Source organism: Pseudomonas sp. p1(2021b) (assembly GCF_020151015.1).
In the GTDB taxonomy this organism is placed as follows: domain Bacteria; phylum Pseudomonadota; class Gammaproteobacteria; order Pseudomonadales; family Pseudomonadaceae; genus Aquipseudomonas; species Aquipseudomonas putida_K.
The window spans coordinates 1,382,305-1,405,464 of the sequence record NZ_CP083746.1; the positions used below are offsets into that span (position 1 = coordinate 1,382,305).

Consider the following 23,160-nt stretch of genomic DNA (forward strand, 5'->3'; position numbering starts at 1 on the left):
GCGGCCTCGATTTTTATAAATCCATCCAGATTCGGATACTTCGTAATGAAAACTGGTAAAGAACTGAAACCCGGTACCGTACTGCGGATCGACAACGACCCGTGGCTGGTACAGAAAGCCGAATTCACCAAGTCCGGTCGCAACAGCGCGATCATGAAGACCAAGCTGAAGAACCTGCTGACCGGCTACAAGACCGAAACCGTCTACTTCGCCGACGACAAGCTGGACGACGTGATCCTCGATCGCAAGGAAGTCACCCTGTCCTTCATCAGCGGTGATGCCTACACCTTCATGGACACCACCGACTACACCATGTACGAACTGAACGCCGAGGACATCGACGCCGTTCTGCCGTACATCGAAGAAGGCATGCAGGACGTCTGCGCCCTGACCATGTACGAAGAGAAAGTGGTTTCGGTCGAACTGCCGACCACCATCAGCCGTCAGGTCACCTACACCGAGAACGCTGCTCGCGGCGACACCTCGGGCAAGGTCATGAAGCCGGCCAAGCTGGCCAACGGCACTGAAATCCAGGTTGCCGACTTCATCGAGATCGACGAGTGGATCGACATCGACACTCGCGACGGCAGCTTCAAGGGCCGTTCCAAGAAGTAATCTTCTTGCGATCGCAAAAAAACCCGGCTTCGGCCGGGTTTTTTTATGACGCGCTATTCGATGCTGCCAATCGCCAGCTTGCCGGCGGTTGGGACGCAACGCGTCCCCATACGGTCAAACCGTCACATGCAAGCGCACATCCACATTGTTGCGGGTGGCATTGGAGTAAGGGCAGACATGGTGCGCCTTCTCCACCAGTGCTTCGGCGTCGGCCTGGACCAACCCCGGCAGGTTGATGTGCAGGTCGATATCCAGGCCGAACCCGCCCGGGATCTGCCCGATGCCCACCTTGGCGGTGATCGAGCTGTCGGCAGGCAGCTGCTGCTTCGCCTGACCCGCCACGAACTTCAAGGCACCGATGAAGCAGGCTGAATAACCGGCTGCGAACATCTGCTCGGGGTTGGTGCCGTCGCCGCCAGCGCCGCCCAGCTCCTTGGGTGTGCTCAGCTTGACTTCGAGCTTGCCGTCGCTGGAGCGGGATTTACCATCGCGACCGCCTGTAGAGGTTGCTTCGGCGATGTACAGGGGAGTGACCTTTTGCATCTTGAGCCTCGCTTGTGTGCTGTGCGCCGTGGCGCTGAATGGGTACGGGAATTAAATTAGCGCTCAATTATTTAGTGCGCAAGATAAATTTCATGCCGTTCATCGTTCGGCGTTCCACAGCATAGCGTTCAGAGGCTTTTTTGCAGGCTGGCGCGCAGTTCCAGCAAGTCCGCCTGCAGTTGCTGCAGGCGTTCGACACTGCGCCCGCTGGCTTGCAGGATGCACGGCGGCACGCGCCTGGCCTCGTCCTGCAGGGCGTGCCCCTTGTCGGTCAATTCCACCAGCACCACCCGCTCATCCTCGCGGCTGCGGGTGCGCTTGAGCAGCCCTTCGCTTTCCAGGCGCTTGAGCAACGGCGTCAGCGAGCCGGGGTCGGTGAGCAGGCGCTGGCTGATCTCGCCCACGGTCAGGCCGTCCTGTTCCCAGAGCACGAGCATGGCCAGGTATTGTGGATAAGTCAGGCCCAGGGCCTGCAACAGAGGTTTGTAGACCTTGGTCATCAGCAACGAGGTGGAGTGCAGGGCGAAGCAGACCTGGTTGTCCAGCAGCAGCTCGTCGCAAGGGGCGTTGATGTCGGCGTTCATGCAGGTCCTTGAATGAAGTCAGGGTAGAAATCTAGCACGCTGATGGTTGGCGCGCTCACTACCTGCGCAGCCCACTGCGCAGGGCCAGGTCCCAGGGTGGTACCGGACTGAAACGGCTCTTGAGGAATTCGAGCAGCAAGCGACTGCGAGAGTTCGTTTCATGTTCCAGGCGTAGTGCATAGATGCCACTGCTTTCTGGTGGTGGCAGGCCGTTTTCGCAGAACAGCGGCAGCAGTTCGCCGCGCAGCAGGTGGTCGCTGACCAACCAGGTGGGCAGGTGGGCGACGCCCAGGCCGGCGAGGGCGCCGAACAGTAGGGTTTCGGCATTGTTGGCGGCCATGCGCATGCGTGCCGGGCGATACAGGTGGGGCTGGCCATCGACCGTGAAGCGCCAGGCGAAGGGCGGCGCCAGGCCGTCCCAGTCCAGGCCATGGTGCTCCGGCAGCTCGCTCGGGCAGGCCGGCACGCCGTGGCTGGCCAGGTAGGCGGGGCTGGCGCAGGCGATGCGCACCATGTAGGCCAGCGGCGTGGCCACCAGACGGGTGTCGGCCAGGGGGCCGGCGCGCAGTACCAGGTCGACCTCGCCCAGGTGGCTGCCATGCAAGTCGACGAAGCTGTCGATCAGGCGCAGCTGTACATCCACGCCTGGGTACGCCCCCAAGAAGTCGGCAATGGCAGGAGCCAGGTGGCGGCGACCGAAGGCGGCAGGCGCATCGATACGGATCAGCCCCTCCGGCGCGCTGCTCAACGACACCGCCTCTGCCCGTGCCAGGCGCAGTTCTTCGATGATGCGCCGGGCCCGTTCGGCGAAGGCTTTGCCAGCTGGTGTAGCACGGACTGCGTGGGTGGTGCGGGCGAACAGGCGGCTGCCCACGGCCTGTTCCAGGTTGTCGATGCGCCGGGCTACCGCCGAGGGTGTCAGCGGGTGGCGGCGCGCCGCGGCGGAGAAACTGCCGGTTTCCAGCACATCGAGAAACAGACTCAGTTGTTCGGTCAAGGTATCGGGGCTCATGGCACACATCACTGTTGATCTAGCGCGGACCGGTGTAGGAGCGGGCTTGCCCCGCGATCGGGCGCGCAGCGGCCGCGATCCGGTAAAGCACGGTCAGCCTGATGTATCGAATGGGCTGGTTTTACGGCCGCTGCGCGCCCGATCGCGGGTCAAGCCCGCTCCTACAGGGAAAGCGTATGCTTGTGCGAATTTCGCAAAGCCATTGTGCGCTGCTGTGCGTTTCCCCGCCAGCGGCGAGCGACTAGCATGCCCGTATTGTCAAACCGGCGGGATGAGGCGCGGATGATCGAGTGGGTGATGTATGTCGTGTTGGGTGCGGCCCTGGGCACGATGGGCGGTTTGTTCGGCATCGGTGGCGGGTTGATCGCCATCCCAGCGCTGGGTGTGTTGTTCGGCCTCGACCAGCAACTGGCCCAGGGCACGGCGTTGGTGATGGTGGTACCCAACGTGCTGCTGGCGCTGTGGCGCTACAACCAGCGCAACCGCATCGAATTACGTCATGCGTTGCCGCTGGCGGTGTGCAGCTTCCTGTTCGCCTGGCTCGGTTCGATCTGGGCGGTGGGCATCGATGCGCAGGCCATGCGCCTGGGCTTCGTCGGCTTCCTGGTGGCCCTGGCGGTGTGGAACGTGGCGCGAATGTTCCTGCGCGTAGCGCCGCCAAGCGCCGAACTGCGCTACCCCTGGCCTTGGCTGGGTGTGCTCGGCAGTTTCGCCGGCGCCATGGGCGGGTTGTTCGGTGTCGGCGGGGCGGTGGTGGCGACTCCTATCCTGACCAGTGTATTCGGCACCACCCAGGTGGTTGCCCAAGGGCTGTCACTGGCCCTGGCCGCGCCCAGCACGTTGGTCACCCTGGTGACCTACGGCGTGCACGGCAGTGTCGACTGGCACGTGGGTATCCCGCTGGCCATCGGTGGCCTGCTCAGCATCAGCTGGGGTGTGAGGCTGGCCCATGCTTTGCCGGAGAAGGTGTTGCGCACGCTGTTCTGTGTCTTCCTAGTGGTCTGCGCTGTGATGCTGGGCCTGGAGGTCTAGCCAAGACGCATCGCCGGCAAGCCGGCCCACAGGGCCGCGACAGGCATCACTTGAACCCTTCGACGATATAGTCCGCCATGCAATCGGTGATTGGCGATTGGTGCTGCGTGTTGCGCAACAGCATCACATTGGCCAGCGGCAGCTGCGGCAGGCCTTCGTGTTCGCCGAGCACCCGCAGGTTGCCCCCGACCAGGCTCTGCAGCTGGGCCGTGACGGCCAGGCCGGCGGTGACGATGGCGAAGATCGCCGCCAGGCTGGGGCTGGTGTAGGCGATGCGATAGTCGATGCCCTGGGCCTCCAGGGCGTTGCAGGTCCAGGCGCGGCAGAAACAGTCGGTGTTGAACAGCGCCAGGGGCATGGGGCGCTGTTCCTGCGGGCAGAAGCCCTGGGCTGCGGCCCACACCAGGCGCTCCTGGCGCAGCAACTGGCCGACCTCGTTGCCCGGTTCGCGCGTGACGATGGTCAGGTCCAGGTCCTGGCGCAGCATCAATTGCTTGGATGACTCGCAATGCACTTCCACCTGAATCAGCGGGTAGGCCTGGGCGAAGCTCGAAAGAATGGTGGGCAAGAAGCGCATGGCGTAGTCGTCGGGCGTGCCGATGCGCACCACGCCGACCATGTGCGGCATGCGCAGGGTATTGAACACCTCGCCCTGCAGCTTGAGGATGCGCCGGGCGTAGCCGAGCAGTACCTGGCCCTCGGCGGTCAGCCGCACCTGGCGGCCGTCGCGTTCGAACAGTTGGCGCTGGAGAATGTCCTCTTCCAACCGCTTCATCTGCATGCTCACCGCCGACTGGGTACGGTTCACCACTTCGCCGGCACGGGTGAAGCCGCCCTGTTCGGCGATCGCGACGAAGGTGCGCAGCACGTCCGAATCGAGGTTCTGGTACTGGGACATTGCATCAATCTCCGAGATGCATGGCATCAGAAACATTCGTTGGATTGATCTTAGGCCCGGCGCGAGACTGAAGCCATCTTCACGGAGGGCTTCAAGATGAAAGGTCAGATCATAACCCTGTACGTCAAACCTTCCTCTACCTTCACCCACCTGGGGGAGGCACTGCTGGCACGGCTGCTTCGCTGGTACGAGCTGTACCGCCAGCGCCGCGAGTTGCGCAGCTTGAGCGATGCGACCTTGCACGACCTGGGCTTGAGCAGGGCGGATATCGAGCAGGAAGCCGAGCGGCATTTCTGGGATGATCCGCTGCGCAAATGAGCAAGACCGTGCCGATGTCATCGCGGGACAAGCCCGCTCCCACAGGGTTAGCGGTGATCCTTGTGGGAGCGGGCTTGTCCCGCGATTGGGGTCGACGCCTTATTGGCGAACTTGCTTGAGCGTCTCGGCAATCAGGAATGCCAGCTCCAGTGACTGGTCGGCATTGAGCCGCGGGTCGCAATGGGTGTGATAGCGATCCGACAACCCATCCTCGGTGATCGGGCGTGCCCCGCCGATGCATTCGGTGACGTTCTGCCCGGTCATCTCGATGTGGATACCGCCGGCGTACGAACCTTCGGCCTGGTGCACCTGGAAGAACTGGCGCACCTCGTCGAGGATCTGCGCAAAATCCCGGGTCTTGTAGCCGCTGCTGGCCTTGATGGTATTGCCGTGCATCGGGTCGGAGCTCCACAGCACCTTGCGCCCTTCGCGTTCGACGGTGCGGATCAGCCCCGGTAGATGCTCGGCCACCTTGCCGGCGCCCATGCGCACGATCAGGTTGAGCCGCCCCGGGTCGTTGTCCGGGTTGAGGGTGTCGATCAGGCGGATCAACGCCTCGGGGTTCATGCTCGGGCCGACCTTGACCCCGATCGGGTTGTGCACCCCGCGCAGGAATTCCACATGGGCACCGTCCAGCTGGCGGGTGCGGTCGCCGATCCACAGCATGTGCGCCGAGCAGTCGTAGTAGTCGCCGGTCAGGCTGTCACGCCGGACGAAGGCTTCCTCGTAGTTGAGCAGCAGCGCTTCGTGGGCGGTGAAGAAGCTCGTCTCGCGTAGCTGCGGTGCGCTGTCCAGGCCGCAGGCACGCATGAACGCCAGGGTCTCGTCGATACGCCCGGCCAGTTGGTGGTACTTCTCCGACAAGGCCGAGTTGGCGATGAAGTCCAGGTTCCACTTGTGCACCTGGTGCAGGTCGGCAAAGCCGCCCTGGGCGAAGGCGCGCAGCAGGTTGAGGCTGGCGGTGGCCTGGTGGTAGGCCTGCAGCAGGCGCTCCGGGTCCGGCACGCGGCTTTGCTCGTCGAAACCGATGCCGTTGACGATGTCGCCGCGGTAGGCCGGCAAGGTCACTTGGCCGATGGTTTCGTCATCCGCCGAGCGGGGCTTGGCGAACTGCCCGGCCATGCGCCCGACCTTGACCACCGGGCAGCCGGCGGCGAAGGTCATGACAATGGCCATCTGCAGCAGCACCTTGAAGGTGTCGCGGATCTTCGCCGCCGAGAACTCGGCGAAGCTCTCGGCGCAGTCGCCGCCCTGCAGCAGGAAGGCCCGGCCCTCGGTGACCTCGGCGAACTGCCGGCGCAGCTCCCGGGCTTCGCCGGCGAACACCAGTGGTGGGTAGCTGGCCAGGGTCTGCTCGACCTTGAGCAGGTGCGCGGCGTCGGGGTAGGTCGGTTGCTGCTGGATCGGCAGGGTACGCCAGCTCTCGGGGCTCCAGGGTCGGTTCATCACGGGCTCGGTAGTCGGTTATTGGCTGCCTGCCATGGTATCAGCTGGCGGCGTGCTTGTTGCACCGGGGGCATTGGCGGACAATGGCCGTTTTGCGCGGGCAGGTGGCGGTGATGGAGACGGAGCGGGAAGAGCGGCTGTTGGCCCGGGTCGAGGATGCCTTCGGGGTCATCAGCGTCTATGAGGTGGACGACTACCGCTTCCTCGAGTTCGGCGACGCCATCGAACAGAGCTGCACCTTCACGGCCGACCCCAGCTGGCTGGAATACGACTACACCCGCGCCATGCTGGTCGGTGCACTGTGCCATGCGCAGCCCGAGAGCGCGCTGTTTCTGGGGCTTGGGGCCGGGACCCTGACCCAGGCCTGCCTGAAGTTCCTGCCCCTGGAAGATGTCGAGGCCATCGAGCTGCGCCCGGATGTGCCGCGCCTGGCCATGGAATACATGGGCCTGGACGACGACCCGAGGCTGTACGTACGGGTGGGCGATGCCCTGGAACTGCTGCCCAGCGCCGAAAAGGCCGACCTGCTGTTCGTCGACCTCTATACCGACCACGGGCCGGGCGTCGGGCACCTGGCCTGGGGGTTCCTGGAAAACTGCCAGAAGCAGCTCAACCCGGGCGGCTGGCTGGTGATCAACCAGTGGGCCGGGGATGATGGCCGGCCTCTGGGCGCGGCGTTGCTGCGTGGCTTGTACCACCGGCATTACTGGGAGCTGCCGGTGAAGGAGGGGAATGTGATCCTGCTGGTGCCGGCCGACCTGGAGCAGGCGCTGGACCTTGACGGGCTGCGGGCGCGGGCCGAGGCGTTGGCGCCGCGGTTGGGGTATTCGCTGGACTATCTGATCAAGGCGGTTCGGCCGGCCAGTTGAGGAAATGGGGCCGCTTTGCGTCCCATCGCGGGGCAAGCCCGCTCCTACAGGGGATGGCATGCACGAGCGGGCTTGTCCCGCGATGAGGATCAGGCGAAATCGATTCAGCTTGGGCCTTACCGTTGAAAAAAATCTCACGGTCCGGCACTAATTCGGGTATAGTACGCGCCGGTCTTTTAGCGGACCTCAAAATCAGGTGGTGCAAATCCTCCGAGTCCAGCTTCGGCTGCGCGTCCGCTAGGCGGACCTTCCCAAGACGTTCCTTTTTCAATCGTTTTCGCAAATCCCCGCCGCCAAAGCTGCCTGGGTGACCGTTTGGTCTTTCAAGGCATGTGCAGCTTTGGAGCATGGGTCTTTGCGGATGCACCTAGAGGCAGACCCATGACCCAGGAAACCGGCGGATTCGCCGCTCTCGATCTCAATCCGAATATCGTTGCCGCAGTACTGGCGACCGGCTATGAAGAGCCGTCGGCCATCCAGCAACAGTCGATCCCGATCATCCTCGCCGGTCACGACATGATCGGCCAGGCGCAGACTGGCACCGGCAAGACCGCTGCCTTCGCCCTGCCGATCCTCAATCGCATCGACGTGAGCAAGCGCGAACCGCAAGCCCTGATCCTGGCGCCAACCCGTGAGTTGGCGCTGCAAGTAGCCACCGCATTCGAAACCTACGCCAAGCAGATGCCTGGCGTGAACGTCGTGGCCGTGTACGGTGGTGCCCCGATGGGCCCACAGCTGCGCGCCATCCGTAACGGCGCGCAGATCGTCGTCGCCACCCCAGGCCGCCTGTGCGACCACCTGCGCCGCGACGAGAAAGTCCTGTCCACCGTCCAGTACCTGGTGCTCGACGAAGCGGACGAAATGCTCAAGCTCGGCTTCATGGACGACCTGGAAGTCATCTTCAAGGCCATCCCCGAGTCGCGCCAGACCGTGCTGTTCTCCGCCACCCTGCCGTCGTCGATCCGTTCGATCGCCGAGCGTCACCTGCGTGAGCCCAAGCACGTCAAGATCCAGAGCAAGACCCAGACCGTCACCGCGATCGAGCAGGCCCACCTGATGGTCCACGCCGACCAGAAGATCCCGGCCGTGCTGCGCCTGCTGGAAGTGGAAGAGTTCGACGCCCTGATCGCCTTCGTGCGTACCAAGCAAGCCACCCTGGACCTGGCCGCCGCCCTGGAAGCCAAGGGCTACAAGGCTGCCGCGCTGAACGGCGACATCGCCCAGAACCAGCGTGAGCGCGTCATCGACTCGCTCAAGGATGGCCGCCTGGACATCGTCGTCGCCACCGACGTCGCTGCCCGTGGCCTGGACGTGCCGCGCATCACCCACGTGTTCAACGTCGACATGCCGTACGACCCGGAGTCCTACGTGCACCGTATCGGCCGTACCGGCCGTGCCGGTCGCGATGGCCGTGCGCTGCTGCTGGTCACCCCGCGTGAGCGCCGCATGCTGCAGGTCATCGAGCGTGTCACCGGGCAGAAGGTTGCCGAAGCCCGCCTGCCGAACCCGCAGGCCGTGCTCGATGCGCGCATCAAGAAGCTGACCGCGAGCCTGGCGCCGCTGGTGGCCGAATCGGAAGCCAGCCATGGCGAGCTGTTCGACCGCCTGACCGCCGACCTGGGCTGCACCCCGCGTGCCTTGGCCTCGGCCCTGCTGCGCAAGGCCACCAACGGCCAGGCCCTGGACCTGGCCGCGGTCGAGCGCGAGCAGCCGCTGGTGCCGACCTACACCCCGCGCGAGCGTGGTGAGCGCGGTGAGCGTGGCGAACGTGGTGACCGTGAGCGTCGCGCGCCGATGCCGCTGCCGGAAGGCCGCGTGCGTTGCCGTACCGCCCTCGGTGCCCGTGACGGTATCGCCGCCAAGAACCTGTTGGGCGCGATCCTCAACGAAGGCGGCCTGGCCCGTGACGCCATCGGCCGTATCCAGGTGCGTGACAGCTTCAGCCTGGTCGAGCTGCCGGAAGAAGGCCTGGAGCGTCTGCTGTCCAAGCTCAAGGACACCCGTGTGGCGGGCAAGCAGCTGAAGCTGCGCCGCTACCGCGAGGACTGATCCTGGCGCAATGAAAAAATCCCCGGCCTTGGCTGGGGATTTTTTTTGCTCGGGAGTCATTGGGGCTGCTGTGCAGCCCTTTCGCGGCACAAGGCCGCTCCTACAGGCCTTGTGTCGCGAAAGGGGCACAGCGCGCCACCGGAGCGCGTCAGTCGAAACGATAGATATCCATTCCCAGCGCCCCCAGGGTAAACCCCTGGTGCACCACCGAGAATCGCTCGCCAGCTCCCAGGGCAAAGAACAACGGCAGCAGATGCTCGTCACTGGGGTGATTGCGCCCGGCAAACGGTGCCTGTTGCCGGTAGTCGAGCAGCGCGTCGCGGTCACCTTCGGCCAGCCTGTCCACCACCCAATCGCGAAACGCCAGCGCCCAGGGCTCGACCACCTCTGGCCCGGCATGCCAGTCCAGTTCGCCCAGGTTGTGGGTGATGCTGCCCGAACCCACCAGCAGGATACCCTCGGCGCGCAAGGCCGAAAGCGCCTCGCCGACCTTCACCTGCAAGGCCGGGCCAAGCGGGCTGGGCAGCGACACCTGGATGACCGGGATGCTGGCGCCTGGATACATCAGCGACATGGGTACCCAGGCACCGTGGTCGAAGGGGCGTCGGGCGTCCAGGTGTGCCGGTAGGCCGGCCTTCGCCAGGCGCTCGACGACCTGTTCGGCCAGGGCCGGTTCACCCGGAGCGGGATACTGCACCGCATACAGCGCGGCAGGGAAGCCATGGAAATCGTGCCAGGTCTCGGGTTGGGCGTTGCCCATTACCAGCAGCTCGCGGCTCTCCCAATGCGCCGACACCACCACGATCGCCTTCGGTCGCGCCAGGGCATTGGCCAGGGCTTTGAGGGCCGGGCCACTGGCACCGGGTTGCAAGGCGAGCATTGGGGAGCCGTGGGAAATGAACAGGCTGGGCAGCATGATGGCGTCCTGGCGGTTAAGATGGCTTCATCTTCGATCAGCCATCGATCGATATCCAATATAAGTTTTCAAGGCGTTTCATCGAAAAACCGGGAGGAAGCATGGAGCCAGCGTTCTGGCACAAGCGGTGGGCGGACAACCAGATCGGTTTCCACCAGGCGCAGGTCAATCCTTACCTGCAGGCCCACTGGCCGAGTTTGGGCCTGGCACCGGGCAGTCGGGTGCTGGTGCCCTTGTGTGGCAAGAGCCTGGACCTGGCCTGGCTGGCTGGGCAAGGGCATCGGGTGCTGGGCGTGGAGCTGTCGCGGCGGGCGGTGGAGGACTTCTTCCGCGAGCATGGCCTGGTGCCGGAGGTCGTGCAGCAGGGTGCGTTCGAGGTCTGGCGCAGTGGGGCGGTAGAGCTGTGGTGTGGGGATTTCTTCGCGTTACAGGCGAAGGACCTTGCCGATTGCGCGGGCCTGTATGACCGCGCCGCCTTGATCGCGTTGCCGCCGGCCATGCGCGAGCGCTACATGGCATTGCTGTCGTCGTTGTTGCCGGCGCCGTGCGGCGGGCTTCTGGTGACGCTCGATTATGACCAGGCATTGCTCGACGGGCCGCCGTTTTCGGTGGCGGATGACGAGGTCCGGGCCGGGTTTGTCGGATGGCGGGTGGAGCGGCTCGAGGCGCGGGAGATCATCGAGGAAAGCCCGAAATTCGAGCTGGCGGGGGTGGGGAGCCTGATGGAGCGGGTATACCTGTTGGGGCGGTGAACGGGGAGGGCTTTGCCCTCCGATCGCGGGGCACGCCCGCTCCTACAGGGCGGCGCCTCGCCCAAATGCAAAGGGCGACTGAAGTCGCCCTTTTGTTTACCCGTTGATCAACCGCGGTGGCGCAGGGCCTCGATGCGGTCTTCCAGTGGCGGGTGGCTCATCAGCAGGCCGGCCAGGCCATGCTTGAGGCCGCCATTGATACCGAACGCCTTGAGGGTGTCGGGCATGTGCACCGGCATGCCTTGTTCCACGCGCAGGCGCTGCAGGGCGCCGATCATCGCACCGGTGCCGGCCAGTTGCGCACCGGCTTCGTCGGCGCGGTATTCGCGGCGGCGCGAGAACCACATGACGATCATGCTGGCCAGGATGCCCAGGATCAGCTCGGCGACGATGGTCGCCACGTAGTAGGCGATGCCCTGGCCTTCTTCGTTCTTGAAGATCACCTTGTCGACGAAGTTGCCGATGATGCGGGCGAAGAACATCACGAAGGTGTTCACCACGCCTTGCACCAGCGCCAGGGTGACCATGTCACCGTTGGCCACGTGGCCGATCTCGTGGGCCAGCACCGCACGCACCTCGTCGGGCGAAAAGCGCTCCAGCAGGCCCTGGGAAACGGCCACCAGGGCGTCGTTGCGGTTCCAGCCGGTGGCGAAGGCGTTGGCCTCGTAGGCCGGGAAGATACCCACTTCGGGCATCTTGATGCCGGCTTCGCGGGACAGCTCCTCGACCGTTTGCAGCAGCCACTGCTCGTGGCGGGTGCGCGGCTGGGTGATGATCTGGGTGCCGGTGGTCATCTTCGCCATCCACTTGGAGATGAACAGCGAAACCAGGGAGCCTGCAAAACCGAACACGGCGCAGAAGACCAGCAGCTGGCTGAGGTTGAGGTCAACCCCGTTGGCCGCCATGAACCCATTGAAGCCGAACAGGCTCAGGGTAATGCTTGCAACCAGCACCACCGCGAGGTTGGTGGCTACAAACAACAGAATGCGCATCATGGTTGTTACGTTCTCCTGACGGACGAAAATGTTGCGTACTGCGGGCTATATAAGGGGCGGGTCCTACTGATTCAACCGGGCGACTATTTCAAACTGTGTACGGCCGAGTATGGCAGACGTTGGAGCGGGGGCTGTGGACAGAGCGTTGCAGAATGTAAGAGGTTTCTTAACAGCCCGCCGAAAGCCCAATCGCGGGACAAGCCCGCTCCCACAGGTACAGCAATGCTCTAGCGAGCAGCGCAAGCCTGGTGGGAGCCGGCTTGCCGGCGATTGGGCGCTGCGCTGTTACTGCTGGTAGGTGCGCAGGAAATTGCCAATGCGGCCAATCGCCTGCTCCAAGTCATCCACCCGTGGCAGGGTCACCACACGGAAGTGGTCCGGCCACGGCCAGTTGAACGCTGTGCCCTGGACGATCAGCAGTTTCTCGGACAGCAGCAGGTCGAGCACGAACTTCTCGTCGTTATGGATCGGGCAGACCTTCGGGTCGATCTTCGGGAAGGCATACAGCGCGCCCATGGGTTTGACGCAGCTCACGCCGGGGATGGCATTGAGCAGTTCGTAGGTGCGGTTGCGCTGCTCCAGCAGGCGGCCTGGCGGCAGCACCAGGTCGTTGATGCTCTGGTAGCCGCCCAGGGCCGTTTGGATCGCGTGCTGGGCCGGCACGTTGGCGCACAGGCGCATGTTGGCCAGCATGTCGATGCCTTCGATGTAGCTCTGGGCATGGTGCTTGGGCCCGGAGATGATCAGCCAGCCGGAGCGGAAGCCTGCCACCCGGTACGACTTGGACAGGCCGTTGAAGGTCAGGCACAGCAGGTCTGGGGCCAGCGAGGCGGTGCTGATGTGCACGGCTTCGTCATAAAGGATCTTGTCGTAGATCTCGTCGGAGAACACCACCAGGTTGTGCTGGCGTGCCAGCTCCAGCATGCCCAGCAGCAACTCCTTGGAATACACGGCGCCCGTCGGGTTGTTCGGGTTGATGATTACCAGGGCCTTGGTGTTGGGGGTGATCTTGGCCTTGATGTCCTCGAGGTCGGGGAACCAGTCGGCCTGCTCGTCGCACAGGTAGTGTACCGGCTTGCCGCCGGCCAGGCTCACTGCGGCGGTCCACAGCGGGTAGTCCGGTGCCGGGATCAGCACCTCGTCACCGTTGTTGAGCAGCGCCTGCATGGACATCACGATCAGCTCGGACACACCGTTGCCCAGGTAGATGTCCTCGATTCCGACGCCTTCGATCTGCTTCTGCTGGCAGTACTGCATGACCGCCTTGCGCGCGCTGAACAGGCCCTTGGAGTCGCTGTAGCCCTGGGCGGTGGGCAGGTTGCGGATCACATCCTGGAGGATCTCGTCCGGCGCTTCGAAGCCAAACGGGGCCGGGTTGCCGATGTTCAGCTTGAGGATGCGATGGCCTTCCTCTTCCAGGCGTTTGGCGTGCTTGAGCACCGGGCCGCGAATGTCGTAGCAGACATTGGCGAGCTTGTTCGATTTGCTGAACTGCATGATGTGATCCCGATTGAGAAGTCGCGGCGCACCGCCGTCAAAAGGTTTGAAAAGGGCGGGGCGCATGCCAGACTGGCTGGCAAGAGAAGCCCACTAATATACGTGTCACCCCCGCCATAAAGAAAGACGGCGCGAGTGAAATTCAGCCTGCCGAGGTCAACCATGCAAAAGATCGACAAAACCCTGGAAGAGTGGCGCCAGATGCTCGACCCCGCCCAGTACCAGGTATGCCGCCTGAAGGGCACCGAGCGCCCCTTCAGCGGCAAGTACAACAGTGAGCGGCGTGACGGTATCTACCATTGCATCTGCTGCGACCTGCCCCTGTTCGACGCCAAGGCCAAGTTCGATTCCGGCTGCGGCTGGCCTAGCTTCTACGAGCCGATCGAGCAGAGCGCCATGATCGAGGTCCGCGACACCTCCCACGGCATGATCCGTACCGAGGTCACCTGCGCCCGCTGCGACGCCCATCTGGGCCACGTATTCCCCGATGGCCCGCCACCGACCGGCCTGCGCTACTGCATCAACTCGGTGTGCTTGGACCTCAAGCCGCGTGACTGACCGGAGACCTGCGATGGCCGACTCGCTGAGCGATATCCGTTGCGTCACCCTCGGTGGCGAGCACAAGGTGCTGGGCGATTTCCCCGGCAAGGCGCTGCTGGTGGTCAACACCGCCAGCCAGTGCGGTTTCACGCCCCAGTACAAGGGCCTGGAGCAGCTCTGGCAGGACTACCGGGCCCAGGGGCTGGTGGTGCTGGGCTTTCCCTGCAACCAGTTCGGCAAGCAGGAGCCGGGCGAGGCGCGCGAGATCGCGCAGTTCTGCCAGCGCAACTTCGGCGTGAGCTTCCCGTTGTTCCGCAAGGTGGAGGTCAACGGCCCGGGCGCCCACCCGCTGTTCGTCGAACTGAAGAAGCGCGCGCCAGGCATCTTCGGCACGCAACGGATCAAGTGGAATTTCACCAAGTTCCTGGTCGACCCGGCCAGCGGCAAGGTCACCCGCTTTTCCCCCCGTACCAAGCCCGACGCGCTCAAGGCGCCGATCGAGGCGCTGCTTGATCGCTGAACGGCGCCCAGTGCTCGACCAACGCCAGCAACTCTTCGCGGCGAAACGGCTTGGCCAGGTAGTCGTTCATGCCGGCGGCGCGGCAGCGTTCGCGCTCCTCGGGCATGGCGTTGGCGGTCAGGGCGACGATCGGCAAGGCTGACCAGCGCCCGTCCTGGCGGATGCGCCGGGTGGCCTCGTAGCCGTCCATCACGGGCATGTTGCAGTCCATCAGCACCAGGTCCACCGCTTCGTGCTCCAGCTGCTCCAGGGCCTCGACGCCCTGGGTGGCCAGCAGCACCTCGCAGCCGAGCTTGAGCAGCATGCCCTTGGCCACCAGTTGGTTGACCGGGTTGTCCTCCACCAGCAGCACGCGTGCCCGCCGCTGCCCTGGCTGGGGCTGCTCGTGGGGTTGTGGCGCGTCGGGCTCGTCACCGTGCAGCGCGCGGCGCAGGATCTGGTACAGAGCATTGCGCGCCAGCGGGCGGGCCAGTTGCAGCAAGGGCGCCAGTTGCGTGACCTCTTCACCGGTCAGGAAATTGCCATAGGCCGTCACCAGCAGGATCGGTGCCTTCAGCCCTGGGCGCAGGGCGAACAGGTGTTCGAGGTCATCGGTGATCAGCAGGTCGGGCGCGGCATCGACGGCCTGGGCCACCTCGTCCATCCGCTGGTAGGCCAGGCCCCAACCGGGTAGCAGACCTTGCAGCAGCTCAGCCAGGCCGCTGCCGGCATTACTCAAGGCCACCACGCGCCCGGCCAGCGGCGCGGGCGGGATGGCTTCGGTGTGCACCAGCAGTGGCAGCTCGGCACTGAAACGGCTGCCGAAGCCGGCTTCGGACTGGATGTGCAGGTGGCCTTGCATGGCCTTGCACAGGTTGCGGGTCAAGGCCAGGCCCAGGCCGGTACCGCCGTACTGGCGAGTGATGCCGGCGCCGGCCTGGGTGAAGGGCTGGAAGATCCGTGCCTGGGCTTGTTCCGGAATGCCGATGCCGGTGTCGCAGACCTCCAGGCGCACGCCGCCGACGATAGCGGCCAGACGCACATCGACACGACCGAAGCGGGTGAACTTGAGGGCGTTGGACAACAGGTTGCTGACGATCTGCCGCACCCGGGTCGGGTCGCCCACGACGGAGCTCGGGAAGCCCGGGCTGACCAGGCAGGTCAGCTCGACGTTGGCTGCGGCGTTCTGCGACAGCAGGTTGGCGGTGTCCTCGACCATCGCGCCCATGTCGAACGGGATGCGTTCGAGCTCCAGCTGGCCGGCATCGAACTTCGACAGGTCGAGGATATCGTTGAGCAGTTCCACCAGGACCTTGCCCGAGTCGTGGGCGATCGACAGCTGCTGGTGTTGTTCGGCAGCCAAGGGGCTGTCCAGGGCCAGGGCGATCATGCCCAGCATGCCGTTCAGGGGGGTACGGATCTCATGGCTCATGTTGGCCAGGAAGGCGGCCCGTGTCTGGGCCATGTCCAGCGCCCGCTGGCGCGCCTGTTCCAGCTCCTGGTTGGACTGGCTCAGCCGGTCGTTGCTGGCCTTCAGTTCGTTGGTGCGGGCCGAGACGATGTCCTCCAGCTCGTTGAGGTATTGCGTGAGGCGGTTCTCGGCATTGCGCCGCTGCTGGATTTCCGCGGCCATGCTGACGAGTTGCTGGTTGGTCACCTTCACCAGCACGCCGATCTCGTCCTGCTCATGACCGGGCGGGCATTCCAGGCGGCCTGGCTGCGGGTGGCGCGGGTCGCTGCTGCTCAGGGCGGCGATGACCCTGACCAGGGGCTTGGTCAGCATCAGGTAGAACAGTGCAAGGAGGATACCGGTCAGTACCAGGCTGCGGGCGAACCCATTGACCAAGGTGACCCCGGCACGGTCGAGGAAGCGGCTGCCGAAGGCGTAGGTATCGACTTCCAGGTACAGGGTGCCCTGGTAGTCGTTGGGCATGTGCGGCAGGAACAAGCGCTCCTGGAACTGGCGTTGCTCGCCGAACAGAAAATCGCTCAAAGGGCGGTAGCGGTCCTCCAGGCGTGGACGCTGGGAGTCGGCCAGCACCGAGTCGTTGTTATCGACCAGCCGTGCGCGGGTCACTGCCGGCGATTGCAGCAAGCCGCCGGTCAACTCCTTGGCCAGTTCCGCGTCGATGTTGTAGGAAATGCGCGAGACCGGGTCATGGGTGATCTGCAGCAAGGCCTGAATTTCGCGGTTGATGGACGCGTCTTCGCTGGCATAATCGATACCGATCTGGATGAGACTGAGCAAGGTACCCAGTACGCAGCCGACCAGGACTGTCAACCGGGCTTGCTTGTAAGACAGGCGATTGGTGAACGTGATATCCATGAGTTCCGAGCCGGTTTCGCGCCCCTGCGCTGCGCAAGCATAGCCCGAGACACCCTGGGCTGCTGGCAGGTCTGTCGTTCGTTTCAGGTTGGCCGCTATTTTTTGGGGCCGCGCAGCGGCCCCGACTGACTCCCAGGAGCCCCCATGGACGCCCGCTTGACCGCTTTTCTCGACCGCGCCGAATCCGTGCTCGCGCGCCTCGAACCTCTGCTGCCCGCACCGCGCCCGGACATCAACTGGTCGACCACGCTGGCCGCGCGCTGGCAGCGCGATGGCCGCAACGGCTACCTGCTGCCGCTGCAGGTCAGCCTCGATATTCGCCTGAGCGACCTGATCGGCGTCGACCAGCAACGTGAGCAGTTGGGCCGCAACACCCACCAGTTCATCCACGGCATGCCCGCCAACCACGCTTTGCTGTGGGGTTCGCGCGGCACCGGCAAGTCGTCGCTGGTGCGTGCGCTGCTGGCCGAACATGCCGGCCAGGGCCTGCGCCTGATCGAGATCGAACGCGACCACCTGGCCGACCTGCCGCGGGTGGTCGAGCAACTGCAAAAATGCGAGCAGCGCTTCATCTTGTTCTGCGACGACTTGTCGTTCGAGGCGGGGGAGGGCGACTACCGGGTGCTCAAGAGCGTGCTCGACGGCTCGCTGGAGCAGGCACCGGACAACGTGCTGCTGTATGCCACGTCCAACCGCCGCCACCTGGTGCCGGAGAAGGAGAGCGATAACGAAAACTGGCAGCGTGTCGATGGCGAACTGCACCCCAGCGAGGCGGTGGAAGACAAGATCGCCCTCTCGGACCGCTTCGGCCTGTGGCTGTCGTTCTATCCCTTCACCCAGGACCACTTCCTCGATGTGGTCGAACACTGGATCGGCCAGCTGGCCGCTGCGGCCGGCCTGCGCTGGCAGCGTGACGAACAGCTGGACATCCTCGCCGTGCGCTGGGCCACCGGCCGCGGCAACCGTAATGGCCGTTGTGCCTATCAGTTCGCCCGCTACTGGGTCGGGCTGCAATTGCTGGAGCAAAAACCATGATCGACCTCAATGCCAGTGGCAACGGCCTCGACGGCTATGACCTGCTGGCCGCGCAAGTGCAGGCGTTGTTCGCCGACGAGCGCGACTTCATCGCCAATGCCGCGCAGTTTTCCGCCTTCCTCTATCACCAGGTGGAGGACTTGAACTGGGCAGGCTTTTATCTGAACCGCAACGAGCAATTGGTGCTGGGCCCGTTCCAGGGCCAGGTGGCTTGCGTGCGTATCCCCTTCGGCAAGGGCGTGTGCGGCGCGGCGGCGACCACCCGGCAGACCCGGCGGGTCGAGGATGTACATGCCTTCCCCGGGCATATCGCCTGTGACAGCGCTTCCAACAGCGAGCTGGTGATTCCGCTGGTGAAGGGCGGGCGGTTGATAGGTGTGCTGGACCTGGACAGCCCCAGGCTTGCGCGTTTCACCGAGGCGGACCAAGTGGGGCTGGAGCGCCTGGCGGCGATCTTCCTGGAATTGACCGATTGCTGAAGGGGGCGCAAAGGGCCTGAGCCTGGGTTGTCTGGCCGGGCCCATCGCAGGCTGTTGCCTGCTCCCACCGAGATTGCGCCGTTCTCAAGACTTGCAAAATCCCTGTAGGAACCGGCTTGCCAGCGATTGGGTCATGGAAATGGAAGGCTGTCAGTCGTAAACGGCCTTCTTCTTCCAGGTCTCGTCGTCGTCGGTCTTGAGCCCCTGGGTCAGCTCGTTCTCGTCATTCTCGGCCGGCTCCATCTGGTCCTGCACCAGGGCATTGGCCCGGGCCAGCAGTTTTTCCAGGTATACGCGCTGCTCTTCGTACTGCTTGGGATCCTGCTGCTTGCGCAGGTACTGCACGCCGCGCTCGAATGCCAGCCGTGCCTGCGCCGGCTGGCTCTGCTGCAGGGCCTGCTGGCCCAGGTTGTTGAAGAACTCGATATGCAACAGCACCAGCAGGTGGCGGATCTCCTTGACCCAGTACTTGCCTTCGTTGGTCTGCAGGAAGCCTTCCTGGGTGGCGCGCACGATCTGGTTGTGCAGCGACTCGAGCAGGTAGCGCACTTCCTTGGCCTTGGCCTCGGTCTGGATCGGGCTGGGTGGGTTGTCGATCGGCAGGGCCTCGCCTTGGGCAATGAGCCCTTCCAGGGCCGTGATGCGCGCCTTGATCTCTGTGTTGTGTTTGTCCAGCGCCAGTTGGCGCTGGTTGAGGTTGAGCTCCAGGCGCGTGAGCAGCAGCTTGAGCGGCGGGGTCATCAGCTGCCGGGGAAAGGTCTCGGTTATTTCGCCACAGCGGCGCAGGCGTTCGGCCAGCTCTATCTTCAGTCGTGCGCGTTCCAGCTTGGCGTTTTCCACGACATTGTTCAGATAACCGATCACGATCAGTAATGCGATGCCTGCGACGATGAGCAGGGTGATCAGAAGTGGTGTCACCGTTAACGCCTCGTTGGTAAAGAGTAGTTTTCTGTATTGAGTGTAGGAGAGTTCGACTTATGCCGGAAAGCCCGTCCGGCAGTCTTAGGATTTTTCCTAATGGCGCTTTGCCATGAGCTTGCCGACTGACTGTCAGAAAATCAACGTCAGTTTTCGGGCATGCCTCCGGCGGTCTCTATATAGACGGAAGTCATTGATTTAAATAAATTTCCACAAAGGGGTTGACGGCTCCCAAAGGCATCCATAGAATGCGCGCCACTTGCAGCGTAAAGCACACAGCGAAGCGCGGCAGGGAGTGAAAAGTTGTAGTGTGTGTCCCCTTCGTCTAGTGGCCTAGGACACCGCCCTTTCACGGCGGTAACAGGGGTTCGAGTCCCCTAGGGGACGCCAATGCGGGAATAGCTCAGTTGGTAGAGCACGACCTTGCCAAGGTCGGGGTCGCGAGTTCGAGTCTCGTTTCCCGCTCCAGTTTCTCCAGCGCTGCCTTTTGGCAGGGCAGGAAATAAATCCAGGCTGAATCGCAAGGTTCATGATCTGGTGCGCTGAAAAGCGTTGGGTATGTCCCCTTCGTCTAGTGGCCTAGGACACCGCCCTTTCACGGCGGTAACAGGGGTTCGAGTCCCCTAGGGGACGCCATTTGCGGGAATAGCTCAGTTGGTAGAGCACGACCTTGCCAAGGTCGGGGTCGCGAGTTCGAGTCTCGTTTCCCGCTCCAATTTCAAACGCTGCAGTGCTCATGCATTGTGGTGGCAGTGAAGGCCAATAGGCATTTCACGCAAAATAGCGGTTCGCTTCAAATATGCGGGAATAGCTCAGTTGGTAGAGCACGACCTTGCCAAGGTCGGGGTCGCGAGTTCGAGTCTCGTTTCCCGCTCCAAATCGAAAACGCCCTCTCATTCGAGAGGGCGTTTTTTTTTATGCTTTGAAAATTTAGGCTGACGCCTCTGGGGCGCACCTTCTCCTGCCTTTACCCCTCAATTCAACCAGTTACTGCGGTTTCCGCGCTGTGTCGAAATAACAAAATCGAATAGGGCTGCGCTCAGAAGCCACCTTCGATGGGAATTTATTACGGTCTGGCACATTTCAGAAGAGGGACGCATGGCTGGTTATTCAGAAGATGAACTCGTCAGTTGGATGAAAGAAAAAAGCAGGATGTTCGATTGGGGCATGATTGCGGTCATGGACCGTGCCAAGACCAATCGCCTGCTGGTACAGGAATATATCAGGCACTTCGAGGAAGATGCCTATCTGCCGCCACAATCCGGTGAGATCAACACGGATGGTAGGTGGCTGAACAGGATCGAAAACGCCATCCTGGATATACCGAGGTTGTCATTCGAAAACGCCAACCTGCAGAACTCCAAAGCGCGTCTGCGCATGGCAATGGTCGGTGGTAACCGGGTTCGCCTGGAAAAAAGAGGCAGCGCCATAGAGGTACGACGCATCGATCAGTATGGCCCTCAACAGCGGCCAGAACTGGAGATGGACCTGTACCTGCCTGACGTACCTGGCAGCGTGGACGAGGGGGGCAGTATTTTCCTGGATCTGAAAGACTGCAAGGACTTCCTGTTCACGTTTGCCGGCTCGTCTGATGAGCAGCGCGACATGGGCGAATTCTTCAAGCAGAAGTTCCATGAGTTGGAAGCGGCCAAGCGTATTTATCACCTGGGGCGCATCGAGCGTGGGCTTGCTGATCTGATGCGCCCGGACAGGTTCTTTTTGCGTACACAACCGCGCGATGAGCTGGTCAGGGATGGTGACGGCGCGGTGGTCACTTTCATTCGTTTGGAAGGGGACGATTCCGGCTCGATCCCAACATCGAACGATACGTTCAAATACATGATTCCCAACGACGCGGGTAAAGATTATTCCGCGGCGGTGGCGATCGGGAGCGAGCGGTTGGCCATTTCGCAGATGGTGCTGGCGCTGCAGGCGATCATTCCGGAAGCGGCATTCAAGACAGAATACAAACAAGAAAACGGTCGACGTGTATTCACTGGCGCCACCCTGACCAACGGGACGCTGGCTGTCCAAGAGCAGGAATTCACAATCGATGGGTTCGAGCAATTCGAAGACCTGGTCGCGTCCTACCGTCTAGATGAATGCATCTGTGATATTTCGGATCGACTGCAGGTCAAGATGGATGCCAGTGGAAAGAAAATAGAGCTGAAATGCACGCTCCAAGGCGTGGCCGAAGGCCAGTTGTTGAGCTTGGCCAGTGAGTCTGGCCAGTTCGAAGAGCTTGTAAGGGCATTCAAGATTGACTTGAGTCATCTTTTTGAGGTGCGGCGCGACCCTTATCAGTATGAAGTGACGGCCTCCTATGATTTTAGTTCGGAAGAGGGTGGGCAGTTAAAGAACACGTCGTTCGACTTCAAAGTGATTCAGGAGGCGGACTTGCGTGGCGACACAAGCCGTACGATGTCGAATGCAGGGCAGCGCACCCGTAGTCTTTGGGATCAGCTCATGGAAGCCATCGCTCGATTGATCATCAAGATTACAGAAGGCATTCGTCTGTCGCTCTCCGGTACGGTCGAACAGATCGGTGGAAAGCAGAGCTTTCGTGGCGTGCTGGAGGAGAGCTTCAAGAAAAGCTTCTCGCTGAGTAGCCCCCTCAAAGCGCTCATCAAGGAAACGGTGAAGCTCAATTTCGGCAATGCGATTATCAATGACCAGCATCATTTGCCTCTGGACGCGGTCACTTTCGGTAAGGTCAACCCTGAGCTGACCCATTTTGTCATCGATGATCTCGAGCCCGTCATGGCGGCCGGTGCGACCCGGCAGTTCAAGACCATCCCCGCCATGGACGGTCTGCAATGGCAGGTTGAACCGAAGGAGGGCGTTGGATCGATCGATCCGGTAACAGGCCTCTACACGGCGCCGGAGGTCGGGAGTTTCGACGATGTATTCGTTCGCGGGCGTGTCATCGCCAAGGGCAAGGATTTCGAGAGCTCCGCCCTGCTGACCGTAGTGCGTTCGAACCTGATGCTGAACCCCTTGGTGGTGACGACTTGGCTAGATAGCGAGGTCGAGTTGCAAGCCGGTGCGCTGGGGGCGGTGGGTAATTTGGAATGGTGTATCGAAAATGCCGACCCCCACGGATCATTCAAAACCCCTGGCGCATCCACGGCGAACATGACGTATGTCACAAATGCCCAGGGCGAGAAACCATCGAAAGCTTTTTATATCGATGAAGTGTCAGTGCGTGACACAGACACCGGGGAAAAGCGCACGATGCTCATTATCATCAAGGACGACTACGGCCCACCTTTGACAGTGAGCACCACGCTCGATGCCGACTCGCATTCGCTCACGCTCAAAGCAATAGAATTTGATGAGGATGTAACGGAAGAGACTGACTGGGTCATCCGGCAGGGGCCGGGGAAACTCGAAGACAACCGCTATATCGCTGATGAGACATCCCGTGAGCCGTTCGCGGTCATCACGGCGGCCTACATAGGCGGCAGGAGAACCTATGAAGGGTTCGTTATCGTACCGCTGCCATTGTCGCGCCAAGGCCTGTAGGACACTCCGCGACTTCCAATCGCCGCCCCTCGAAGAGGGGCGGCCTCGCTTGATCGACTGATCGAGGCTCGATGGCATGCTCTGTTCCGGTGCTGCCTGACGAGCCTGCCGAACACGCTTCAGGCCACCGTTCATGATGTGCTTGGACACGTTCCCTACCCGCCATGCGTTCGCTGACGCTGCTCATGGGGGACTACGCTTTTCGTACAGCCCCTATTAGTTCAGCCAGTTTTCCATTTCTTCATCTTGAGCAAGAGTAAATAGGCTCGATAACGCGGCGTTTGAGGCTCGTTATTGGGAGTCGATTTTTTA

The 23,160-nt window shown here is 62.7% G+C and carries 19 protein-coding genes, 5 tRNA genes and 2 pseudogenes; 16 read left to right on the forward strand and 10 right to left on the reverse strand.

Going from position 1 to position 23,160, the window contains the following annotated elements:
* The first annotated feature begins 45 nt into the window (after positions 1 to 45).
* A complete protein-coding gene (gene efp, locus K8374_RS06465) occupies positions 46 to 615 on the forward strand; it encodes an elongation factor P (protein WP_043209827.1) in 570 nt (189 codons plus the stop codon).
* Positions 616 to 729: 114 nt separating this feature from the next.
* Here efp and K8374_RS06470 read toward each other — a convergent pair whose 3' ends face one another.
* The 3 genes from K8374_RS06470 to K8374_RS06480 form a co-directional block, all read right to left on the reverse strand.
* Entirely contained in the window at positions 730 to 1,158 is a 429-nt protein-coding gene (locus K8374_RS06470; protein ID WP_224458363.1) for an organic hydroperoxide resistance protein, read from the reverse strand.
* A 128-nt stretch (positions 1,159 to 1,286) separates the two neighbouring features.
* A complete protein-coding gene (locus K8374_RS06475; RefSeq protein ID WP_224458364.1) occupies positions 1,287 to 1,742 on the reverse strand; it encodes a MarR family winged helix-turn-helix transcriptional regulator in 456 nt (151 codons plus the stop codon).
* Positions 1,743 to 1,800: 58 nt separating this feature from the next.
* Positions 1,801 to 2,754, reverse strand: a complete 954-nt coding sequence (locus K8374_RS06480; RefSeq protein WP_224458365.1) for a LysR family transcriptional regulator — start codon at positions 2,752 to 2,754, stop codon at positions 1,801 to 1,803.
* A 282-nt stretch (positions 2,755 to 3,036) separates the two neighbouring features.
* Here K8374_RS06480 and K8374_RS06485 point away from each other — a divergent pair, with 282 nt between their 5' ends.
* Positions 3,037 to 3,786 (forward strand): sulfite exporter TauE/SafE family protein, encoded by a 750-nt coding sequence (locus tag K8374_RS06485; RefSeq protein ID WP_224459283.1) that lies wholly within the window; start codon positions 3,037 to 3,039, stop codon positions 3,784 to 3,786.
* 46 nt (positions 3,787 to 3,832) lie between these two features.
* Here the strand turns inward: K8374_RS06485 and K8374_RS06490 are convergent, their stop codons facing one another.
* Entirely contained in the window at positions 3,833 to 4,684 is an 852-nt protein-coding gene (locus K8374_RS06490; RefSeq protein ID WP_084855143.1) for a LysR substrate-binding domain-containing protein, read from the reverse strand.
* Between the two features lie 96 nt (positions 4,685 to 4,780).
* On the opposite strand from K8374_RS06490, the gene K8374_RS06495 reads away from it, so the two are divergent.
* Positions 4,781 to 5,002, forward strand: coding sequence for a DUF1127 domain-containing protein (locus K8374_RS06495; RefSeq protein WP_224458366.1), 222 nt, complete (start codon positions 4,781 to 4,783; stop codon positions 5,000 to 5,002).
* 99 nt (positions 5,003 to 5,101) lie between these two features.
* On the opposite strand, the gene K8374_RS06500 is transcribed toward K8374_RS06495, so the two are convergent.
* Positions 5,102 to 6,448 (reverse strand): class II 3-deoxy-7-phosphoheptulonate synthase, encoded by a 1,347-nt coding sequence (locus tag K8374_RS06500; RefSeq protein ID WP_224458367.1) that lies wholly within the window; start codon positions 6,446 to 6,448, stop codon positions 5,102 to 5,104.
* 113 nt (positions 6,449 to 6,561) lie between these two features.
* On the opposite strand from K8374_RS06500, the gene K8374_RS06505 reads away from it, so the two are divergent.
* Positions 6,562 to 7,317, forward strand: coding sequence for a spermidine synthase (locus K8374_RS06505; protein WP_224459284.1), 756 nt, complete (start codon positions 6,562 to 6,564; stop codon positions 7,315 to 7,317).
* Between the two features lie 347 nt (positions 7,318 to 7,664).
* A pseudogene (locus tag K8374_RS06510) lies at positions 7,665 to 9,366 on the forward strand (DEAD/DEAH box helicase).
* A 148-nt stretch (positions 9,367 to 9,514) separates the two neighbouring features.
* On the opposite strand, the gene K8374_RS06515 reads toward K8374_RS06510, so the two are convergent.
* Positions 9,515 to 10,282 carry a DODA-type extradiol aromatic ring-opening family dioxygenase gene (locus tag K8374_RS06515; protein ID WP_224458368.1) on the reverse strand — a complete coding sequence of 256 codons (768 nt, stop codon included), beginning with the start codon at positions 10,280 to 10,282 and terminating at the stop codon, positions 9,515 to 9,517.
* Between the two features lie 101 nt (positions 10,283 to 10,383).
* Here K8374_RS06515 and K8374_RS06520 point away from each other — a divergent pair, with 101 nt between their 5' ends.
* Complete coding sequence (locus K8374_RS06520) at positions 10,384 to 11,034, forward strand: thiopurine S-methyltransferase (RefSeq protein ID WP_224458369.1); 651 nt, start codon at positions 10,384 to 10,386, stop codon at positions 11,032 to 11,034.
* A 107-nt stretch (positions 11,035 to 11,141) separates the two neighbouring features.
* Here the strand turns inward: K8374_RS06520 and htpX are convergent, their stop codons facing one another.
* A complete protein-coding gene (gene htpX / locus K8374_RS06525) occupies positions 11,142 to 12,029 on the reverse strand; it encodes a protease HtpX (RefSeq protein WP_224458370.1) in 888 nt (295 codons plus the stop codon).
* A gap of 285 nt (positions 12,030 to 12,314) precedes the next feature.
* Positions 12,315 to 13,526, reverse strand: coding sequence for a pyridoxal phosphate-dependent aminotransferase (locus K8374_RS06530; RefSeq protein ID WP_084854990.1), 1,212 nt, complete (start codon positions 13,524 to 13,526; stop codon positions 12,315 to 12,317).
* Between the two features lie 162 nt (positions 13,527 to 13,688).
* Between K8374_RS06530 and msrB the strand changes: the two genes are divergently transcribed.
* Complete coding sequence (msrB, locus tag K8374_RS06535) at positions 13,689 to 14,084, forward strand: peptide-methionine (R)-S-oxide reductase MsrB (RefSeq protein WP_224458371.1); 396 nt, start codon at positions 13,689 to 13,691, stop codon at positions 14,082 to 14,084.
* 13 nt (positions 14,085 to 14,097) lie between these two features.
* Complete coding sequence (locus K8374_RS06540; protein ID WP_224458372.1) at positions 14,098 to 14,586, forward strand: glutathione peroxidase; 489 nt, start codon at positions 14,098 to 14,100, stop codon at positions 14,584 to 14,586.
* On the opposite strand, the pseudogene K8374_RS06545 reads toward K8374_RS06540, so the two are convergent.
* Positions 14,552 to 16,932: pseudogene (locus tag K8374_RS06545) on the reverse strand (response regulator). The gene K8374_RS06540 and the pseudogene K8374_RS06545 sit on opposite strands and share 35 nt — an antisense overlap.
* A 103-nt stretch (positions 16,933 to 17,035) precedes the next feature.
* Here K8374_RS06545 and K8374_RS06550 point away from each other — a divergent pair.
* Positions 17,036 to 17,926 carry an ATP-binding protein gene (locus K8374_RS06550; RefSeq protein WP_224458374.1) on the forward strand — a complete coding sequence of 297 codons (891 nt, stop codon included), beginning with the start codon at positions 17,036 to 17,038 and terminating at the stop codon, positions 17,924 to 17,926.
* Complete coding sequence (locus K8374_RS06555) at positions 17,923 to 18,405, forward strand: GAF domain-containing protein (RefSeq protein ID WP_224458375.1); 483 nt, start codon at positions 17,923 to 17,925, stop codon at positions 18,403 to 18,405. Before K8374_RS06550 ends, K8374_RS06555 begins: the two co-directional genes overlap by 4 nt.
* A 150-nt stretch (positions 18,406 to 18,555) precedes the next feature.
* Here K8374_RS06555 and K8374_RS06560 read toward each other — a convergent pair whose 3' ends face one another.
* A complete protein-coding gene (locus tag K8374_RS06560; protein WP_224458376.1) occupies positions 18,556 to 19,323 on the reverse strand; it encodes a hypothetical protein in 768 nt (255 codons plus the stop codon).
* Between the two features lie 314 nt (positions 19,324 to 19,637).
* Here K8374_RS06560 and K8374_RS06565 point away from each other — a divergent pair.
* From K8374_RS06565 to K8374_RS06590, 6 genes are all read left to right on the forward strand, one after another.
* Positions 19,638 to 19,713, forward strand: a tRNA-Glu gene (locus tag K8374_RS06565).
* A 2-nt stretch (positions 19,714 to 19,715) separates the two neighbouring features.
* A tRNA-Gly gene (locus K8374_RS06570) sits at positions 19,716 to 19,791 on the forward strand.
* Between the two features lie 92 nt (positions 19,792 to 19,883).
* Positions 19,884 to 19,959: transfer RNA gene (locus tag K8374_RS06575), tRNA-Glu, on the forward strand.
* Between the two features lie 3 nt (positions 19,960 to 19,962).
* A tRNA-Gly gene (locus K8374_RS06580) sits at positions 19,963 to 20,038 on the forward strand.
* 86 nt (positions 20,039 to 20,124) lie between these two features.
* A tRNA-Gly gene (locus K8374_RS06585) sits at positions 20,125 to 20,200 on the forward strand.
* A gap of 221 nt (positions 20,201 to 20,421) precedes the next feature.
* Positions 20,422 to 22,848, forward strand: coding sequence for a hypothetical protein (locus tag K8374_RS06590; RefSeq protein WP_224458377.1), 2,427 nt, complete (start codon positions 20,422 to 20,424; stop codon positions 22,846 to 22,848).
* Positions 22,849 to 23,160 lie beyond the last annotated feature (312 nt).

Bases quoted from the DNA above. Each gene is read 5' to 3' on its own strand.
- K8374_RS06470 (WP_224458363.1), bottom strand. From the start codon at position 1,158: ATGCAAAAGGTCACTCCCCTGTACATCGCCGAAGCAACCTCTACAGGC.
- K8374_RS06530 (WP_084854990.1), bottom strand. From the start codon at position 13,526: ATGCAGTTCAGCAAATCGAACAAGCTCGCCAATGTCTGCTACGACATT.
- efp (WP_043209827.1), top strand. From the start codon at position 46: ATGAAAACTGGTAAAGAACTGAAACCCGGTACCGTACTGCGGATCGAC.
- K8374_RS06540 (WP_224458372.1), top strand. From the start codon at position 14,098: ATGGCCGACTCGCTGAGCGATATCCGTTGCGTCACCCTCGGTGGCGAG.
- K8374_RS06555 (WP_224458375.1), top strand. From the start codon at position 17,923: ATGATCGACCTCAATGCCAGTGGCAACGGCCTCGACGGCTATGACCTG.
- K8374_RS06590 (WP_224458377.1), top strand. From the start codon at position 20,422: ATGGCTGGTTATTCAGAAGATGAACTCGTCAGTTGGATGAAAGAAAAA.
- K8374_RS06490 (WP_084855143.1), bottom strand. From the start codon at position 4,684: ATGTCCCAGTACCAGAACCTCGATTCGGACGTGCTGCGCACCTTCGTC.
- K8374_RS06520 (WP_224458369.1), top strand. From the start codon at position 10,384: ATGGAGCCAGCGTTCTGGCACAAGCGGTGGGCGGACAACCAGATCGGT.
- K8374_RS06485 (WP_224459283.1), top strand. From the start codon at position 3,037: ATGATCGAGTGGGTGATGTATGTCGTGTTGGGTGCGGCCCTGGGCACG.
- K8374_RS06500 (WP_224458367.1), bottom strand. From the start codon at position 6,448: ATGAACCGACCCTGGAGCCCCGAGAGCTGGCGTACCCTGCCGATCCAG.
- K8374_RS06515 (WP_224458368.1), bottom strand. From the start codon at position 10,282: ATGCTGCCCAGCCTGTTCATTTCCCACGGCTCCCCAATGCTCGCCTTG.
- htpX (WP_224458370.1), bottom strand. From the start codon at position 12,029: ATGATGCGCATTCTGTTGTTTGTAGCCACCAACCTCGCGGTGGTGCTG.
- K8374_RS06475 (WP_224458364.1), bottom strand. From the start codon at position 1,742: ATGAACGCCGACATCAACGCCCCTTGCGACGAGCTGCTGCTGGACAAC.
- K8374_RS06550 (WP_224458374.1), top strand. From the start codon at position 17,036: ATGGACGCCCGCTTGACCGCTTTTCTCGACCGCGCCGAATCCGTGCTC.
- K8374_RS06480 (WP_224458365.1), bottom strand. From the start codon at position 2,754: ATGAGCCCCGATACCTTGACCGAACAACTGAGTCTGTTTCTCGATGTG.
- msrB (WP_224458371.1), top strand. From the start codon at position 13,689: ATGCAAAAGATCGACAAAACCCTGGAAGAGTGGCGCCAGATGCTCGAC.
- K8374_RS06505 (WP_224459284.1), top strand. From the start codon at position 6,562: ATGGAGACGGAGCGGGAAGAGCGGCTGTTGGCCCGGGTCGAGGATGCC.
- K8374_RS06495 (WP_224458366.1), top strand. From the start codon at position 4,781: ATGAAAGGTCAGATCATAACCCTGTACGTCAAACCTTCCTCTACCTTC.